The sequence below is a fragment of the Elioraea tepida genome (assembly GCF_019203965.1).
Classification (GTDB): domain Bacteria; phylum Pseudomonadota; class Alphaproteobacteria; order Acetobacterales; family Acetobacteraceae; genus Elioraea_A; species Elioraea_A tepida.
The window spans coordinates 1,198,183-1,215,200 of sequence record NZ_CP076448.1 but is presented as its reverse complement, the minus strand read 5'-3'; the positions used below and the strand labels follow the sequence as shown (position 1 = coordinate 1,215,200).

The following is a 17,018-nucleotide window of genomic DNA, read 5'->3' as shown; positions in this document are numbered from 1 at the left end:
GAGCGCATAATCCTCGGCGTCGGCTAGAGCGGCAGGAGAGGCGTCGCGTGTCTTGAACTCGAGGAGATGGCGCGGTCGGTCAGCACAACCGCGTCGATCCGCTTGCCGAGTCGGATCAGGTCGTACTCGAAGGCGATCGTCCAGCCCGCTCCGCCGTTTGCCGCCACCGCCTCGCGAAGCCGCGCGAGGCTCGCCTCCCAGGCGCCGATCTGCGCTGCGGTCGCCGCGAGCCCCCGCTCGGCCTGCGCTGCGGCGAGGCGGCCGACGATGTCGCCCGCGGTGCGCGCGAGCAGCTCGGCGCCGGTGCAGGCAAGCGACGCCCTCATCGCGGCCGAGCCGGCCAGGTCGCGAGCAGGATGGAGGCGACCATCACGAGAAGCCCCACGGCGTGCACCTCAGTAAACCGCTCGCCGAGCACGAGAACGCCGAGCACCGCGGCGGTCGCCGGCAGGAAGGCCGAGTACACACCGGCGACGTTCGCGGGTGCGCGACGCATGCCGCCATACCAGAGCACCAGGCAGAGGACGGAGGCGGTCAACGCATGGAACAGGAGCAGCGCGGCATTGGCCGCGTTCGCCGCGCCGGGGGCGAGCCAGGGCAGGGAGAGGGCGGCGAAGGGCGCGAGCTGCGCGGCGGAGAAGAGTTGCATCCAGAACGCCGCGGTGATGACGCCGACGCGCCCCGCCGTCCGTTTCGCGAGCAGCACGTACGCCGCCTCCCCGATCACGCCCGCGAACACGAGCGCGTTGCCGAAGAGGCTCCCCTCGCCGCCCACTTCGGCCCGCACGGCGTTGATCGCCGCCATCGCGGCCGCGGCGAGTGCTGCCGCCGCCCAGGCGCGCGCGGAAAGACGCTCGCCGAGCCACACGGCGGAGCCGATCGCCACCACCGCCGGCAGCGTCGCGAGCACGAGCCCTGCCTCCAGCGCGGTGGTGAGCCGCAAGCCCGCGAGCAGCCCGGCATTGTACAGCGCCGTGCCGAAGGCGGCCTGCCAGAAGAGGTTTCGCATCACCTCGCGCGCGGGGCGGGTGCGCGGCTCGATCGCGCGCATCAGCGGCCACAGAACGAGGCAGGCGATCAGGCAGCGGAGCGAGGCGATCAGCGGGATCGGCAGGTCCTCGGCGAGAAGCTTCGCAACCGGAACATTGGCGCCGACGAGCATCATCGAGGCCGCGAGCATCGCGTAGGCCCCGAGCATCGGTGCCTCAGCCCTCGCGGTCTTCCCGGAAGGGCGAGGCTTCCGCCGCGATCGCTGCGATCTCGCGTTCGACCGCCGGAACCTCGCGGCCGAGGAACTCCGCGACCGCGCGCCTCAGCCCTGGGTGGACGATCCAGTGCGCGCTGAAGGTGGGCACAGGCAGATAGCCGCGGCTCACCTTGTGCGCTCCTTGCGCCCCCGCCTCGACGCGAGCAAGCCCATGCGCGATCGCGAACTCCACCGCCCGGTAGTAGCAGAGCTCAAAATGCAGGAAGGGCTGGTCGATCAGGGCACCCCAGTTTCGGCCATAGAGCGTGTCGGCCCCGAGAAGATTGAGCGCGCCGGCGACCGGGCGGCCCTCCTGTTCGGCCCACATCAGCACCACCTTCTCGCCGAGCCGCTCGCCGAGAAGGGGGAAGAAACGCCGCGTCAGATAGGCCTGGCCCCACTTCCGGTCGACCGTCGCACGATAAAAGCGGAAGAACGCGTCCCAGTGTGCGGGCGTGATCTCGGCCCCGCGCAGCGTGCGCAAGCAGAGGCCCTCGGCGGCACGGGCGCGTTCCTTGCGGATCTGCTTGCGTTTCCGGGAGGAGAGGGCGGCGAGGAAATCATCGAACGTCCTGTAGCCCTCGTTGCGCCAGTGGAACTGCAGGTTCATCCGCCCGAGCCAGCCCTCGGCCTTGAGCGCGTGCCATTCGGCTTCCGTGCAGAACGTCACGTGCGCGGAGGAAAAGCCGCGCTCTTCGCACACGCGAGCGATCGCCCCCGCGAGCGCCGAGCGCAGGGCGGCGGCGTCTGGCACATCCGGGCGCACGAGAAGCCGCGGCCCCGGCACGGGGCTGAACGGAACCGCCACCTGGAGCTTCGGGTAGTAGCGCCCGCCCGCGCGTTCGTAAGCGTCCGCCCAACCCTGGTCGAACACGTATTCGCCCCAGCTGTGCGCCTTCACATACATCGGCGTGCAGGCGAGAAGCCGTCCCGTTCCGTCGCGCAGGGCGGCATGGAGCGGCATCCAGCCGGTGCGCGGCCCGGCCGAGCCGCTCTCCTCCACCGCCGAGAGGAAGGCGTGGCTGACGAAGGGGTTGGCTGAGCCCGCGCAGGCGTCCCACTCGGCGGCGCCGAGCTCGGCGATCGAGGGGTGGAGGGTGAGGGCGAGCGTGCCTGCCATGCCGCCGATGTGGCCCGGCGCTGCCGCCCGCCAAGCGGTCAGTAGAGCTCGACGAGCGCCTCCACCTCGGTGGCCGCATCGGCGGGAAGCACCGGCACGCCGATCGTCGTGCGCGCATGCCGCCCCGCCTCGCCGAACACCGCGACAGAGAGGTCTGAGGCGCCGTTCATCACCAGCGCCTGCTGGGTGAAGCCCGGGGCGGAGGCGATGAACCCGCCGAGGCGAAGCACCTGCTTCACCCGGTCGAGATCGCCGCCCGCCGCCTCGCGAAGCTGCGCAAGAACGTTGAGGAAGCAGAGCCGCGTGCTCTCCTGCCCCTGATCGACCGAGACGGTCTCGCCGAGCTTGCCGGTGACGGCGAGCACCCCGTCCTTGAGCGGCAGCTGCCCGGAGACGACGACGAGCTTCCCCGTGACGGCGAAGGGAACGTAGGTCGCGATCGGCTTTGCCGCCGGCGGAAGCGTCAACCCGAGTTCCGCAAGTCTCGCCTCGATCCGTCCGGCCATCGCCCGATCTCCTCCGCGTTCTGTGCCGCCGAGACGCTAAAGCAGATCGACGTAGGCGGGAATCCGGCCGCCGCGACGGGCGGCCCGCCAGGGCGAGGCAGAGAGGGGCGAACGCAGGGCGAGCGCGGGCCGATGCCGGCAGCCGCGACCTCGAGCTCCCGGCTAGCTCGCGGCGGCGAGCTTCTGCGGAGCGGGGGCCCGGGCGGGGCGGCGGCGCGCGGTGCGTGTGCTGTCGGCGAGGCCGAGGCCGAGGAAGGGGGCGACCGCCTGGGCCATCGCCGCCCGCGCCGCCGGCGAGGCGCCCGTGGCGAGGGCCTTGCGGACGGCGTCGGGAAGGTGCGGTGCGTCCTCCGCCAAGCCGGTGCCGATCGCATGACGCTCGAGCGCGTCAAAGATCGGTCCCTCGGGAAAGGGGGAATCGGGATCGGCGAGAGCGACGGCGTGGGCGAGCGAGACGGACCCGGCGAGATGGCGGTCGAGCGCGACCGGGTCGATCCCCGCCGCGACGAGGGCCTCGAGAGCCTGCTGCGGGGCACCTGCGAGCGTTCCGTGGCCGGCGATGGCGGCCACCGCCGCACGTTCCTCCCCGGGCGGCAGGCCGAGCGCGGCGATCGCCCGCTGGGCAGGGCGGATCAGGCTGCGGATCAGCCGCCGCGCCTCCCCTTCCTCGTGGCGGACGAGGGACGGCACGGGCTCGGCCCCGACGCTGTCGGCGCCGAGCAGGCGCTCGACCGGCCCCGGCCCCCCGAGCGCGACGAGGCCAAGCTGTCTCAAGCCGTGCCGCCGGGCGGCCGCGAGGCCGCGGTCGAGCGCGGCCGCGGCTTCGGCTGCGAGGGGTGCCGGGGCGCCCGGGGGGATCCGGTCGAACAGGGACTCGAGCGCGGCGAGAACCGAGCCGCGACGCTCGACCCAGGCGGGGCAGGGGGAGAGGCGCCGGGCGAGCGAAGCGGAGGCCTCGACGGCGGTTCCAAGGACTAGGCCGAGGATGGCGGCGGCGGTCGCACGGCCTTCCGGTTCGGCATAGGGGAGGCCGGCGGCCATCAGGGCAGCGGCGAGGTTCACGGGCACCACGGCGACCGCCCGGGCCGGCCCGTGCGGTCCGGCGAGCTCGAGCGCCGTCATCGCCTGAGCCACAGCGCGGGCGAGCGCGGCGGTGGCGACATCCTGGGAGGGCTCGACGAAGGCGGCGAGGTCGATCACCCAGCGCGGCTCGGCCCCCCGCACGCCGTGCCAGAGAGCCGCGTCCGGGGCGCCGCGGGCAGTCGCGAGCTGGAGCCTGAGCGCGTCCAAGAGACCTTCCGCCTCCTCCGGCCCCGGCAGGACGCCGCGCGCGAGCCCCGCCCGGCGCCAGGAGCGCAACAGCGGCTCGACCGCGTCAGCAAGCGTGGCCGCGCCGGGAGCGAGCGACACGAAGGCCTCGGCTCCGGCATGCCCATAAGCTGCGGGAAGGGACACGATGCGCGGGAACATGGTGCGCTGCGCCCCGTCCTCGGCCGCGTCCTCGACCGCGACCTCATGCCGTGTCCAGGCGAAACCCGCCCAGAGCTCGGCGTGGTGACCGCTCTGCCGTCCGGATGGCCCGCCGGGCCGCGCCATCGCTTCCCCTCCGTCCGAGAGGCCATGATCCTAACGTGGCATCTGCGTCACGGAAAGCATATCTTGGGGGCTGCGCTTAAGGCTCCCACCAGATGCGGTGGGGCAAGGCGGGCGGGGCCGAGCGTGGCTGGACTGGGCGGCGGGGCGCGTGCGATGGTCCGCCGCGCCAAATCCCAAAGGCGGAGGGATGACCATCGGCACACGCCTGTTCACGAGGCTGCGCGGCCGCGAGGTTGGCCGCGACCGCTTCGGCAATGTCTACTACGAGGAGCGTCGCCCGAGGCCCGGGATGCGCCGGCGCCGCTGGGTGATCTACGCGCGCAACGTCGATGCCTCAGAGGTTCCGCCCGAATGGCATGCCTGGCTGCACTATACGACCGACGCCCCCCTGCCCGAGGTCAAGCTCTATCCCTGGCAGAAGGAGCATCAGCCGAACCTCACCGGCACGCCGTTGGCCTACCGGCCACCGGGCCATGACCTCGAAGGCGGACGGCGTCAGCGTGCGACCGGCGACTACGAGGCCTGGACACCCGAGGCCGAGGCTGGGCCGGAAGCGGAGGGTGCGTCGCCGCGGCGGTGAAGGGACCGGGCCATGAAAAGCAGGAGCATCGCCGAGATCATCGCGGGCGCAATCGTGCTCGGCGTGGCCGCCGTTTTCCTCTTTTACGCCGTCAGCCATTCGGGCCGCAGCGTCACCCAGGGTTACACGGTCGTTGCCAAGTTCGACCGTATCGACGGCCTTGCCGCCGGGGCGGATGTGCGTCTCTCCGGCGTCAAGATCGGCCAGGTGGTCGATCAGCGGATCGACCCCGAGACCTATCTCGCGGTGGTGACGATGCGGATCGATCCGAAGATCAGGCTGCCCGTCGACACCTCGGCCGAGATCACCTCCGAAGGCCTGCTCGGCGGACGCTACATCGCTCTCGTTCCGGGCGGGTCGGAGCGGATGATTCGCGACGGCGGCACGATCGAGGCCACCCAGGCGGCGATCAGCCTCGAGGCGCTGCTTGGGCGGTTCATCTTCTCGGTGACGGACCTCGTCTCCGCGCTGCAGAAGCAGGGCCAGGGCACACTGGGAGGAGCGGGCCAGGGGGGCGAAGGGCAGGGTCAGGCCCGGCCCGGCGGCTGAGCATGGCAGGTGAAGGCACCAAGGTCGGCGTGCGTCGCTGGCTGCAGCCGGACGGGACACCCGTCTCCTGCCGGGAGAAGCTCAAGGTCCTCGAGGAGAACTGGGCCGAGGCGGAGGCCGTGCTGCGCGACACCTTCGAGGATGCGGTGCTGATGGGGGTGGACCCAGCCGCGCTGCGGCGGATGCTGGCCGATCTCGTCGCCGGCCTAAGGGGCCCTGGCGAGGGCTGAGCGCCGCGCCGCTGCGCCGATGATCCGACGGGTCGCGCTGTCCGCCCTGCTCTGCCTCTGCCTCGCCGCCCGGCCTGCATTGGCGCAGTCGGCCGCCGCCTGGATCCCCGGCCGGACAGCGGAGCTCCAAGCGCTCGACAAGGTGACGGCGCGGATCGTCGTGCTGGAGGTGCCCCTCGATCAGCCGGTGCGCTTCGGCACGCTCCTGATCCGCGTCGGCGCCTGCCACCGGCGCCCGCCCGACGACCCTCCAGACGCGGCCGCCTGGCTCGAGGTGCGCGACACCCGTCCCGGCGCGCCGGAGGTGCCGTTCCGGGGCTGGATGTTCGCAGCCTCCCCCGGGCTCAACATGCTCGAACACCCGGTCTACGACCTGCGCGTGCTCGCCTGCCGCTGAGGCCCCCGTTTTTCCGCGCTCAGGCGACGATGGTGGTGCGCAGCGTGCCGGCTCCCTCCACGGCTGCCTCCACCACGTCGCCCGGGCCGAGCGCGCGCGGCGGCGTCATCGCATAGCCCACCCCGGAGGGCGTTCCGGTGGCGATCACATCCCCTGTCTCGAGGGTCAGGCCCTGCGATAGGAGCGAGATGATGGTCGGGATGTCGAAGATCAGCTGGCTCGTACGGCTCGACTGCCGCGTCTCGCCGTTGACGGTGAGCGAGATCGCAAGGTCTGGCGGAGAGGGGATCTCGTCCGCCGGAACGATCCACGGTCCCATCGGGCAGGAACGGTCGAGCCCCTTGCCCTTGAACCACTGCCCGTGCCGGCGCTGCAGGTCGCGGGCGGCGATGTCATTGACGATGGTGTCGCCGAACACGTGGGCGAACGCCCGCTCGGGCGGAATGTCGCGGGCGCTGAGGCCGATCACGAGGGCAAGCTCGACCTCGTCGTCGAGCAGCCGGGTGATCGCGGCGTAGGAGGGGACGGTCTCGTCCGGCCCGATCACGGCGGTCGGGGGCTTGGTGAAGAACTGCGGGTACTTCGGCACCTCGGTCTCGCGGCCGGCGACTCGGTCTCCTTCCGCCACGTGCTCGATGTCGTTCCGCCCGACGCAGAAGACGTTCTTGCGCGGGCGCGGGATCGGCGCGAGCAGGCGGAAGCTGCCGCGCGGCAGCACCGCGCCGGGGGGCGGGTCGGCCGCCGCGGCGCGCAAGCCCGGGCCCACCGATGCCCAGGCGCGGATGGTCTCGACCATGTCGGAAAGCGGCGCAGGGTCGAGGCCCGCGGCGCGGGCGGCGGCCAGCCCGTCGAGCGCTGAGCCGTCGTCGCGCACCAGAGCCACCAGGCTTGGCCCGTTCGCCTCGATCGTCGCGAGTCGTGTCGTCATCCCGCTCCCCTCCCGTCGCGCAGCACACGCAGTGTGACGCGCCGGCGATGCCTGTCACGCCCGCCCGGCGTTGTCCGCCCGGCAGGGCGGTCGGCCCATCCATGTGCAGGGCGCATGACACGCGCGCCGCGCCGCGCATGCCGACGCCCTGGCCGGATAGGGTATCTAGCCACCGCGGCGGCGAGGCTTCCGCGAGACGGCGGCGTGGGAGCGGTGTAGTCTCCGCGCGCGCGAGAGCCCCGTGGGGTGGAACGTCATCAGGCAAGGGGCCGGCCCTGCGACGGCCGGAAGTCGAACGGGATGGACGCGATCTCTGGCCTCACCATCGACAGCTTCCTCGACGGTCTGAAGTCAGGGGACGGTGTTTACATCGCCGGCCTCTACGACCGCTGGGCGGAGGACCCGGCGAGCGTCGAACCGGGCTGGGCGTCGCTCTTCGCCGCCCTCTCCTCCGGCGCGCTCCCCAACTCCGCCCTCTCCCGGCCCGCCGCCGCGCCGCCGCTCGCCGAGGCCCGCGCCGCGACCCTCGACAGCATCCGCGCGCTGATGCTGATCCGCGCCTACCGGGTACGCGGCCATCTCGAGGCGCAGCTCGACCCCTTGGGCCTGCGCGTGCCCAAGGCGCACCCGGAGCTTGATCCGGCGACCTACGGTTTCGGCCCGGCCGACATGGACCGGCCGATCTTCATCGACCACGTGCTGGGGCGCGAGACCGCCACCTTGCGCGAGATCGTCGCGATCCTGCGCGAGACCTATTGCGGGCCGATCGGCGTCGAGTTCATGCACATCCAGGACCCCGACCAGAAATCCTGGATCCAGCGTCGGATCGAGGGGGCGCCGTGGAAGACCGCCTTCGACGCCGCCGCCAAGCGGCAGATCCTCTCCCACCTCACCGAGGCGGAAGGGTTCGAGGTGTTCTGCCAGAGGAAGTTCGTCGGCACCAAGCGCTTCGGGCTCGAGGGCGGGGAAAGCCTGATCCCAGCGCTTCGGACGGCGATCGAGACGGCGGCTGCCGGCGGGGTGGTGGAGATCGCGATCGGGATGCCGCATCGCGGCCGGCTGAACACCCTCGTCAACGTCATGAGGAAGCCCTTCGCGGCGGTGTTCAGCGAGTTCCAGGGCACGCCCTCGAACCCGGACGACGTGCAAGGCTCAGGCGACGTGAAATACCACCTCGGCACCTCGACGGATGTCGAGATCGGCGGCCGGATGGTTCACCTCTCGCTTCAGCCGAACCCCTCGCACCTCGAGGCGGTCGACCCTGTGGTGGTGGGCAAGATCCGCGCCAAGCAGGACATGGCCGGTGACCGCCGCGGCCGCCGGACGGCGATGGCGATCCTGATGCACGGCGATGCCGCCTTCGCTGGCCAGGGGCTGGTGGCCGAGACGCTCGCGATGAGCCAGCTGATCGGCTACCGCACGGGCGGAACGTTGCATCTCGTGGTCAACAACCAGATCGGGTTCACCACCGTTCCGCTGCACGCCTACTCGGGCCTCTACTGCACCGACATCGCGAAGTCGATCCAGGCGCCGATCCTACACGTCAACGGCGATGATCCGGAGGCGGTGGTGTTCTGCGCCAAGCTTTTGACGGAGTTCCGCCTCCAGTTCGGCGTCGATGCCGTGCTCGACCTCGTCTGCTACCGGCGCCACGGCCACAATGAGAGCGACGAGCCGGCCTTCACCCAGCCGCTGATGTACAAGGCGATCCGCTCCCGCAAGACCACGCGCACGCTCTATGCCGAACGCCTCGCCGCGGAAGGGGCGGTCAGCGCCGCCGAGGCGGCCGCGCTTCAGGAGCGGTTCGCCGCCGCGCTCGAGGAGGCCTACGAGGCCGGCAAGACCTACAAGCCGAACAAGGCGGACTGGCTCGAGGGCCGCTGGACCGGCCTCGTGCCCGGCTCGGACGACGACGAGACCCGCGACGCCGACACCTCCGTGCCGCTCGAGACCCTGCGCGAGGTCGGGCAGGCGATCTCCCGTGTGCCGGAGGGCTTCGCCGTCCACCCGAAGATCGCCCGCCAGCTCGAGGCCAAGCGGGCGATGATCGAGACCGGCGAGGGGATCGACTGGGCCACCGGCGAGGCGCTCGCCTTCGGCACGCTCCTGCTCGAAGGCCATTCCGTCAGGCTCTCGGGGGAGGATTGCCAGCGCGGCACCTTCAGCCAACGCCACGCTGTGCTGATCGACCAGGAGACGCAGGCCGAGTACACGCCGCTGAACCACATTCGGCCTGCCAATCAGCCGGGCGGGCAGGCGACTATCGAAGTGTTCAACTCGCTGCTCTCCGAGGCCGGCGTGCTCGGCTTCGAATACGGCTACTCGCTCGCCGACCCGAAGGCGCTCGTGCTGTGGGAGGCGCAGTTCGGCGATTTCGCCAACGGTGCGCAGGTGATCATCGACCAGTTCGTCGCCTCAGGCGAGACGAAGTGGCTGCGCATGTCGGGTCTCGTGATGCTGCTCCCGCACGGCTTCGAGGGGCAGGGGCCGGAGCACTCCTCCGCCCGGCTCGAGCGCTATCTCCAGCTCTGCGCTGAGCGCAACATGCAGGTGTGCAACCTGACGACGCCCGCGAACTACTTCCACGCGCTGAGGCGGCAGCTCAAGCGCAACTGGCGCAAGCCGCTGATCGTGATGACGCCGAAATCGCTCCTCCGCCACCGGCTCGCGGTCTCGACGCTTGCCGAGTTCGGCCCCGGCTCGGGCTTCCGGCACGTGATCCCGGAGATCGACAAGCTGCGCGCGGGCGAGGCGGTCCGCCGCGTCGTCCTCTGCTCGGGCAAGGTCTACTACGACTTGCTCGAGGCGCGCCGCGAGCGGGGGATCGACGACATCGCGCTCGTCCGCGTCGAGCAGCTCTATCCCTATCCGCGCAAGACGATCGCGCGTGTGCTCGCGCAGTATCCGAAGGCGGAGGTGGTGTGGTGCCAGGAGGAGCCCGCGAACATGGGGGCGTGGTGCTTCATGGACCGTCGCCTCGAGTCTTCGCTGGCGGATGCCGGTCGTGCCGGGGCACGGCCGCGCTATGTTGGGCGTCGGGAGGCGGCGAGCCCGGCGACGGGCTTCTACAAGGTGCACGTCGCCGAACAGGAGGCGCTGGTGGCCGAGGCGCTTGCCGCCTGAGGCGTGGCGTCACCCTACGCCGGTGCCCCAGCTCACCGCGACTGACGTCTTTCGTTGCCGGAGAGGATCGTGCAAGACCTCGCACGGTTTTCGCGGTCGTCAAAACATTGAACCACGGACATGAGGCGGTGGGTTCTCTCAGCTTTGCTCGCCTTCACGGCGTGCACTGGTCCTGGCCAGGAGGGTGGCCCGGGGCAGGTCGAGCCGCTTCGGTCGCCCTGGCTATCCCCTGAGCGCCTGCCTGCCGAGAGCACGCTTGTCGAGATCCTGACCATCAACCCACGCCAGAGCCTCAGATCGCCAGTCCAACCGGATGGACGAATCCCCGAAGCGCCGCGTGTCATCGGCGGGGCCTTGACACTGCCGCCGGGCGCGGGCCCGTTCCCGGCTGTCGTCGTGCTGCATTCGACCGCCGGCATAGACGGCAGGGCGACGCCTTACGTTCAGGCCCTGCGTGAGGCCGGGATCGCAGCGCTGCAAATCGACATGTGGGGACCAAGGGGTGTGCTTCCGGGTGTCGACCTGTCCAGGGCGAGACCACGTTCCACCTTCCACACCATCGCCGACGCGGTTGGCGCCTTGGAGTTCCTCGCCGCGCACCCGATGATCGACCGCGATCGGATCGGCGTGATGGGTCAGTCCTGGGGCGCCGTGATGGGACTGCTCCTGGCCTCGCCTGAGGTGCGTTCGGCTTTCCCGAAGCCGGACGTCTGGTTCAAGGGGGTCGCGTCTCTCTATCCCGTGTGCTGGGCCTTCGCGGTTCCTGGTACGGCCTCCCATCGCGTCGTCACGGGACGCTGGCCGCTCATGCCCATTCTCGTTCTTGCCGCCGGGATCGAGGATTACGACACGCGACCCGACGGACAGGACTGTCGCGATGCCTTCGGCGGCCGCACGAGTCCGCAATCGGGTGCACTGGTTCTCCTGCACGTCTATGACGGGGTCACCCACGCCTGGGACCGGCTGCGGCAGGGTGAGGTGACGTTTTTCGATCCGGCGGCAGCGGGCGGCCGTGGCGGGCCTGTTCGGGTCGTGCGGAACGAAGAGGCAGCACGGGATTCGGTGCGACGGGTGCGCGACTTCTTCGCCACCGTCCTGACGCCCTCTCCGCCAGCCGGCTTGCGCTGATCCCGGCCCGGCGGGCACGCGGGACCAGCGAGATGCACGATTGCCTTCCGCAGCTCGCCACGCCTCTATTGCGGCGGTCCGAACCAAAGGGGGAGAGGCGATGTCGGTCGAGATCAAGGTTCCCGCTCTCGGTGAGAGTGTCGCCTCCGCAACCGTCGCGCGCTGGATGAAGAAGCCGGGCGAGGCGGTGGCGGCGGACGAGCCCGTGGTCGAGCTCGAGACGGACAAGGTGACGGTGGAGGTGCCGAGCCCGGCCGCCGGGGTGGTCGAGAGCGTGGTCGCTGCCGAAGGAGCCGAGGTCGAGGTCGGCGCCGTGCTGGGCACAATCGCCGCCGGCGCGGCGTCGGTGGCGGCGAAGCCTGCGTCGCCTTCCGCGGCGGTTGCTGCCGCGCCCGCTCCGGCCGCTGCCGAGGCCCGCCCGCCGCTTCCTGCCGCGGCGAAGCTCATGGCGGAGGCTGGCCTCGCCTCGGGCTCCGTCACCGGAACCGGCAAGGCGGGGCAGGTCACCAAGGCGGACGTGCTGAAGGTGATCGAGGGTGGGGCGACGCCGCGCCCCTCTCCCGTCGCCGCGCCCGTGCCGGCGCCGAAACCCGCGCCCGCTCTCGCGCCTGCCCCCACCCCCACCCCCGCTCCCGCCCCCGCTCCTGCCGCGCCCGGGGCGCGCACGGTGCGCCGGCAGAGGATGACCCGGCTTCGGCAGACCATCGCGCGGCGGCTGAAGGAGGCGCAAAACACCGCCGCCATCCTCACCACCTTCAACGAGATCGACATGTCGGCGGTGATAGCGCTTCGGGCGCGCTACCGCGAGCCGTTCGAGAAGCGGCACGGCGTGCGCCTCGGGCTGATGGGCTTCTTCGTCAAGGCCTGCGTGGCGGCCTTACGCGAGTTCCCGGCCGTCAACGCCGCGATCGAGGGCGAGGAGATCGTCTTCCACGACTACATCGACATCGGCATCGCCGTCTCCGCGCCTTCGGGCCTCGTCGTGCCGGTGCTGCGCAACGCCGAGACGCTCTCGATCGCCGAGATCGAGCGGGCGATCGCCGAGTTCGGCCGAAGGGCGCGCGACGGCACGCTCACGCTCGAGGACATGGCGGGCGGAACGTTCTCGATCACCAACGGCGGGGTGTTCGGCTCGCTCCTCTCCACCCCGATCCTCAACCCTCCGCAGTCGGCCATCCTCGGCATGCACAAGATCGAGGACCGGCCGGTGGCGGTGGCCGGAAAGGTCGAGATCCGGCCGATGATGTATGTCGCCCTCTCCTACGACCACCGCATCATTGACGGCCGCGAGGCGGTGAGCACGCTCGTGCGCATCAAGGAGGCGATCGAGGCGCCGGAGCGCCTGCTGCTCGAGGTCTGACGCCGCGCGCGCAGCGGCGCGCCAGGGCGCGGAACGAGGGCAGGCGAGACGATCCGTCGAGCCGCCGCAGGGGGAGAGGGGTGGGGGCGGGACGCGCCCGAGCCTCAGGCCGCCTCCGCCGCGCGCCGAAGCGTGTCGCCGAACCTGACGAGCCTTCCCGAGGGCTCGCCGATGAGCTCCCCCTCGCGCATCACCACCTTCCCCCGCACCACGGTCGCGACCGGCCAGCCGCGCACCCGCACCCCGTCGAACGGCGTCCAGCCGCAGGGCGAGACGATCCAGTCATTCGTGATGGTCCGTTCCGCCTTCATGTCGACGAGCGTGAAGTCGGCGTCATAGCCCGCCGCGATCCGCCCCTTGCCGACCACGCCGTAGACGCGCGCGGGGCCGGCGCACATCAGGTCGGCCAGACGCGGGAGCGTCAGGCGGCCAGCATTCACATGGTCGAGCATCACGGGAACGATCGTCTGCACCCCCGTCAGCCCCGCCGGGCACTGCGGCCAGAGCTTGAGCTTCGCCTCCTTCGGATGCGGCGCATGGTCGGAGGCGACCACGTCCACCGTCCCGTCGGCGACCGCCGCCCAGGCGGCCTCGTAGTGGCGACGGTCGCGGATCGGCGGGTTCATCACCCCGAAGCCGCCGAGCGTCTCGTAGACCTCCGGCGCCACTTGGGTCAGGTGGTTCACCAGCACCTCGACGGTCGCGATGTCGCGGAGGTCGCGCAGGTAGGCGAGCTCCTCCGCCGTCGAGACATGCAGGATATGGGCGCGCCGGCCGGTGCGTCGGGCGAGCGCCATCAGTCGGCGCGTGCCGAGGAAGGCCGTCTCGACATCGCGCCATTCGGCGTGGCGGAGATGCGGGTCCCCCAGCTTGAAGAGCGGTGCGCGCTCCCGAAGCCGGTACTCGTCCTCGCTGTGGTAGGCGACGCGCCGGAATCCTGAGCGCATCACCCGTTCGAGGCTCGCATCGTCCTCGACGAGGAGGTCGCCGGTCGAGGAGCCCGCGAACACCTTGATGGCGCACACGCCGGGCTCGACTTCGAGCAACGCGAGCGACTCGATATTGGCCTTCGTTGCGCCCACGTAGAGGCCGATGTCGACGAAGGCCCGCCCCTCGATATGCCGGCGCTTCCAGGCGAGCGTGTCGCTGTCGACGATCGGGGGGCTCGTGTTCGGCATGTCGAAGACGGCGGCGAGCCCGCCGAGTGCGGCGGCCTTCGTTCCGGTGGCGATCGTCTCCACCGAATCGTTCCCCGGCTCGCGGAAGTGCACATGCGCATCAATCAGCCCAGGGAGGACGGCAAGCCCGCGCGCGTCGAGCACCGTCTCGGCCGTCGCCCCGGCGGGGACGGAAAGAGAGACGATCCGCCCGTTGCGGGCGCCGAGGTCGGCCTCCGCCTCGCCCCAGGGCAGGACGGCCCTGCCGCCGCGGATGATCAGGTCGTAGTGCTCGGCCATCGATTCTTCCCCGTGGTTCAGCGTTGCGCGAGCGTCTCGAACACGTCGCCCTCCGCCCGCAGGCCGCGCACGTGGCGGCGGTGCCACAGCGCGTAGAACAGCAGCGTCCAGGCGGCAAACGCCGCGTGCTTGCCGAGCGGCGGGCGGAGAAGCGCGGCGACGGCGCCTGGCCGCACCACCTCCGCCACCGCCTCGTCGGCGGCGAGCAGGGCGCTGAGCCGTTCCGACTTCGCGCCGATCCAGGCGGCGATCGGCACCGTGAAGCCCTGCTTGCGCGCGAAGGGGCGCGCCTCGGGAAGCGCTTCGGCGAGCCAGGCGCGCAACAGCCACTTGCCCATGCCGTTGCGCACCTTCAGCGAGTCGGGCAGGCGGAACGCAGCCGCGGCCACCACCGGGTCAAGCAGCGGGGTTCGTCCCTCCACCCCGTGCGCCATCAGGCAGCGGTCGAGCTTCGCGAGCAGGTCATTGGGGAGCCAGTCGACCATGTCGGTCGCCTGCGCCGCCATCAGCCGGGTGCGGCCGGGCGCCGCCGCCGCTGCCGCCGCCGCCTCCATGCCGTCGCGCCAGCCTGGCGCGAGGTCGCGGCGTATCCGCAGTCGTTCGCAGATGCCGCGCGCTCGCATCACCCGCCCGCCCAGCCACCAGGGCCGCATCGCCGAGCGGTAGCGGCCGTAGCCGCCGAACATCTCGTCCCCCCCCTCTCCGGAGAGGACGACCTTGACGTGCTCGCGCGCGCGGCGGGCGAGCACCCAGGTCGGGACGATCGCGTAATCGGCCGCCGGGTCGTCCATCGCCGCGGCGATCGCGGGCAGATGGGCCCAGAACTCGGCCTCCGTGACCGTGATCTCGACATGGTGCGCCCCGGCCGCGGCCGCGGCGGCGCGCGCCGCCGCGCGCTCGTCGGCCGCACCCGGCGCGTCGAAGCTGGCGGTGAAGGCGAGCACCGGCCGCGTATCGAGCCGACGCATCGCCGCAAGCACGGCCGCGCTGTCGATCCCGCCCGACAGGAACAGGCCGTAGGGCACATCGGAGCGCTGGTGCACCGAGACGCTGTCGGCGAGCGCGCGGTCGAGCCGAGCGAGCGCCTCCCCTTCCGCGATCTCCTCGGGCCCGCCTTCGGGCAGCGCTGCGAGGCGTTCGCGCGCGACGATCCGCCCCTCCTCGATCGCCACCGTCTCGCCCGGCATCAGGCGGCGGATGCCGGGAAAGGGAGTCTCCGCGCCGGTGGTGAACTGCAGCTCGAGAAGCTCGTCGCGCTTGCGCGGATCAAGCCCGCGCGGCACGAGCCCGGCATCGAGCAGTGCGGCCGGCTCCGAGGCGAAGGCGATCCCTCGCGGGGTGTCGGCGAGATAGAGCGGCTTGATGCCGAACGGGTCGCGCGCGAGCACCACGCGTCGCCCGGTACGGTCGTGGATCGCGATCGCGTACATGCCGCGCAGGTGACGCGCGAAACCGAGGCCCTCGCAGCGGTAGAGATGGAGCGGCGGCTCGCAGTCGCTCGCGGTCGCGAACGTCACGCCGGCGAGCGCATCCCGCTTCAGCTCGAGGTAGTTGTAGATCTCGCCATTGGCGACGAGCGCCGCCCCGCCCGGCTCGAACAGAGGCTGGTCTCCGGTCGCGAGGTCGATGATCGCAAGGCGTCGCTGAAGGAGCACCGCGCCCGGGGCGGCATGCCGGCCTGACCCGTCAGGGCCGCGATGGGCGAGGGCCGCGTCGAGGGCGCGCTCGGTCGCCTCGGGCAGGGTCGCGCCGGGCTTGAGCGCGATTCCGGCGATGCCGCACATCAGGCGTTGACGGAGCCGAGGAAATCGCGCCAGCGCGCGACGACCGGCCCCGCTGCGTATCGTTCCGCCCACGTCACACGCCCGGAAGCGGCAAGGGCGGCGGCGCGCGCCGGCTCGGCCAGCAGGCCGGAGATCGCCGCGGCGAGCGCGGCCGGGTCGTCGGGCGGCACGAGCACCCCGGTCCTGCCGTGCTCGATCAGCTCCGACGGCCCCTGCGCGGCGGCGGCGACGACCGGCCGTGCCGCCGACCACGCCTCGAGCACGACATTGCCGAGCGGCTCGTGCCGCGAGGGGCAGACGAACAGATCGGCGGCAGCGAGAAGCGCGGCCTGGTCGTCGCGCCAGCCGACCAGGTGCGTGCGCGCGGCGATGCCCAACCGGGCGGCGTGGGCGGCCAGTGCTGCGCGTTCTGGCCCCTCGCCGGCGATGACGAGATGCGCCTCCGCGACCGCGGGCAGCGCCTCGATCAGCGTGTCGAACCCCTTGTTGCGGTGCAGGCGGCCCATTGCGAGCAGCAGCGGAACGCCTTCGGGCACGCCGAGGGAGGCGCGCGAAACCGGTTCGGCGCCGGAAAGGTCGGGCGTGAAGTTGGGCAGATGGTGCACCCGCTCGGCCGGCCAGCCCTCAGCGATGATCCAGCGGACGATGCCTTCGGTGTTGCCGACGAGATGGTGGCAGCGCCGGTAGTAGCGAAGGTCGTAGTAGCCCCCGAGGCGGCCGACCTGGACCCAGGGGCCGGAGGGGGTCTTCGCCGCGGCGCGGTTCATCCAGGCGACGACGACGCGCGGGCCGAAGCGGCGCAGCGCGGCGCCGAGGCGCGGGCGGGTGAGAAGGTCGAGCGGCCCGCCGAAGGAGAAGCCGCGCACGGCGACATTGGCGGCGGCAAGCGCGGCCTCGCGCGCCTCATCATGGCGGATCAGGGCGAGCAGCTCCTCGCCTGCGGCGGCGAGCGCTGCCGAGAGGCGAACGAAGAACGTCTCAGCCCCGCCATGGCGCCCGCCCGCCATCACCATC

General features: G+C 71.7%; 16 protein-coding genes. 7 read left to right on the top strand and 9 right to left on the bottom strand.

Annotated features, from left to right (window positions below; translation table 11 throughout):
* Positions 1-23: 23 nt before the first annotated feature.
* The 5 genes from KO353_RS16325 to KO353_RS05785 form a co-directional block, all read right to left on the bottom strand.
* Entirely contained in the window at positions 24-326 is a 303-nt protein-coding gene (locus KO353_RS16325) for a hypothetical protein (protein WP_235692040.1), read from the bottom strand.
* Positions 323-1,198, bottom strand: coding sequence for a DMT family transporter (locus tag KO353_RS05800; RefSeq protein ID WP_218286770.1), 876 nt, complete (start codon positions 1,196-1,198; stop codon positions 323-325). The genes KO353_RS16325 and KO353_RS05800 overlap by 4 nt, the downstream gene beginning before the upstream one ends.
* 7 nt (positions 1,199-1,205) lie before the next feature.
* Positions 1,206-2,366: a GNAT family N-acetyltransferase gene (locus tag KO353_RS05795; RefSeq protein ID WP_218286769.1), complete on the bottom strand. Its 1,161-nt coding sequence runs from the start codon at positions 2,364-2,366 to the stop codon at positions 1,206-1,208.
* 38 nt (positions 2,367-2,404) lie between these two features.
* A complete protein-coding gene (locus tag KO353_RS05790) occupies positions 2,405-2,872 on the bottom strand; it encodes a RidA family protein (RefSeq protein ID WP_218286768.1) in 468 nt (155 codons plus the stop codon).
* Positions 2,873-3,034: 162 nt separating this feature from the next.
* Positions 3,035-4,468, bottom strand: a complete 1,434-nt coding sequence (locus KO353_RS05785) for a hypothetical protein (RefSeq protein WP_218286767.1) — start codon at positions 4,466-4,468, stop codon at positions 3,035-3,037.
* Between the two features lie 187 nt (positions 4,469-4,655).
* Between KO353_RS05785 and KO353_RS05780 the strand changes: the two genes are divergently transcribed.
* Genes KO353_RS05780 through KO353_RS05765 form a run of 4 tightly spaced genes read left to right on the top strand, consistent with a single transcriptional unit; the run spans position 4,656 to position 6,224 of the window.
* Positions 4,656-5,048 carry an NADH:ubiquinone oxidoreductase subunit NDUFA12 gene (locus KO353_RS05780; protein ID WP_218286766.1) on the top strand — a complete coding sequence of 131 codons (393 nt, stop codon included), beginning with the start codon at positions 4,656-4,658 and terminating at the stop codon, positions 5,046-5,048.
* A gap of 12 nt (positions 5,049-5,060) precedes the next feature.
* The gene (gene mlaD, locus KO353_RS05775; protein ID WP_218286765.1) at positions 5,061-5,597 is read left to right on the top strand and encodes an outer membrane lipid asymmetry maintenance protein MlaD; all 537 of its coding nucleotides are present in this window, start codon (positions 5,061-5,063) and stop codon (positions 5,595-5,597) included.
* A 2-nt stretch (positions 5,598-5,599) separates the two neighbouring features.
* Positions 5,600-5,827, top strand: a complete 228-nt coding sequence (locus KO353_RS05770; protein WP_218286764.1) for a hypothetical protein — start codon at positions 5,600-5,602, stop codon at positions 5,825-5,827.
* Positions 5,828-5,846: 19 nt separating this feature from the next.
* On the top strand, positions 5,847-6,224 hold the full coding sequence (locus KO353_RS05765) for a DUF2155 domain-containing protein (RefSeq protein WP_218286763.1): 378 nt from the start codon (positions 5,847-5,849) through the stop codon (positions 6,222-6,224).
* Positions 6,225-6,243: 19 nt separating this feature from the next.
* Here the strand turns inward: KO353_RS05765 and KO353_RS05760 are convergent, their stop codons facing one another.
* Positions 6,244-7,152, bottom strand: a complete 909-nt coding sequence (locus KO353_RS05760) for a fumarylacetoacetate hydrolase family protein (RefSeq protein WP_218286762.1) — start codon at positions 7,150-7,152, stop codon at positions 6,244-6,246.
* Between the two features lie 300 nt (positions 7,153-7,452).
* Here KO353_RS05760 and KO353_RS05755 point away from each other — a divergent pair, with 300 nt between their 5' ends.
* The 3 genes from KO353_RS05755 (at position 7,453) to odhB (ending at position 12,763) form a co-directional block, all read left to right on the top strand.
* Positions 7,453-10,275 (top strand): 2-oxoglutarate dehydrogenase E1 component, encoded by a 2,823-nt coding sequence (locus tag KO353_RS05755; RefSeq protein ID WP_218286761.1) that lies wholly within the window; start codon positions 7,453-7,455, stop codon positions 10,273-10,275.
* Between the two features lie 120 nt (positions 10,276-10,395).
* Positions 10,396-11,403 carry a dienelactone hydrolase family protein gene (locus KO353_RS05750; RefSeq protein WP_268906216.1) on the top strand — a complete coding sequence of 336 codons (1,008 nt, stop codon included), beginning with the start codon at positions 10,396-10,398 and terminating at the stop codon, positions 11,401-11,403.
* A 100-nt stretch (positions 11,404-11,503) separates the two neighbouring features.
* Positions 11,504-12,763, top strand: a complete 1,260-nt coding sequence (gene odhB, locus KO353_RS05745) for a 2-oxoglutarate dehydrogenase complex dihydrolipoyllysine-residue succinyltransferase (RefSeq protein WP_218286759.1) — start codon at positions 11,504-11,506, stop codon at positions 12,761-12,763.
* A 104-nt stretch (positions 12,764-12,867) separates the two neighbouring features.
* Here the strand turns inward: odhB and KO353_RS05740 are convergent, their stop codons facing one another.
* From KO353_RS05740 to KO353_RS05730, 3 genes are read right to left on the bottom strand one after another with little or no spacing between them, the layout of a single operon-like run.
* Positions 12,868-14,220, bottom strand: coding sequence for a dihydroorotase (locus KO353_RS05740; protein ID WP_218286758.1), 1,353 nt, complete (start codon positions 14,218-14,220; stop codon positions 12,868-12,870).
* A 17-nt stretch (positions 14,221-14,237) separates the two neighbouring features.
* Complete coding sequence (asnB, locus tag KO353_RS05735; protein WP_218286757.1) at positions 14,238-16,004, bottom strand: asparagine synthase (glutamine-hydrolyzing); 1,767 nt, start codon at positions 16,002-16,004, stop codon at positions 14,238-14,240.
* Complete coding sequence (locus KO353_RS05730) at positions 16,004-17,011, bottom strand: glycosyltransferase (RefSeq protein ID WP_218287274.1); 1,008 nt, start codon at positions 17,009-17,011, stop codon at positions 16,004-16,006. The genes asnB and KO353_RS05730 overlap by 1 nt, the downstream gene beginning before the upstream one ends.
* Positions 17,012-17,018 lie beyond the last annotated feature (7 nt).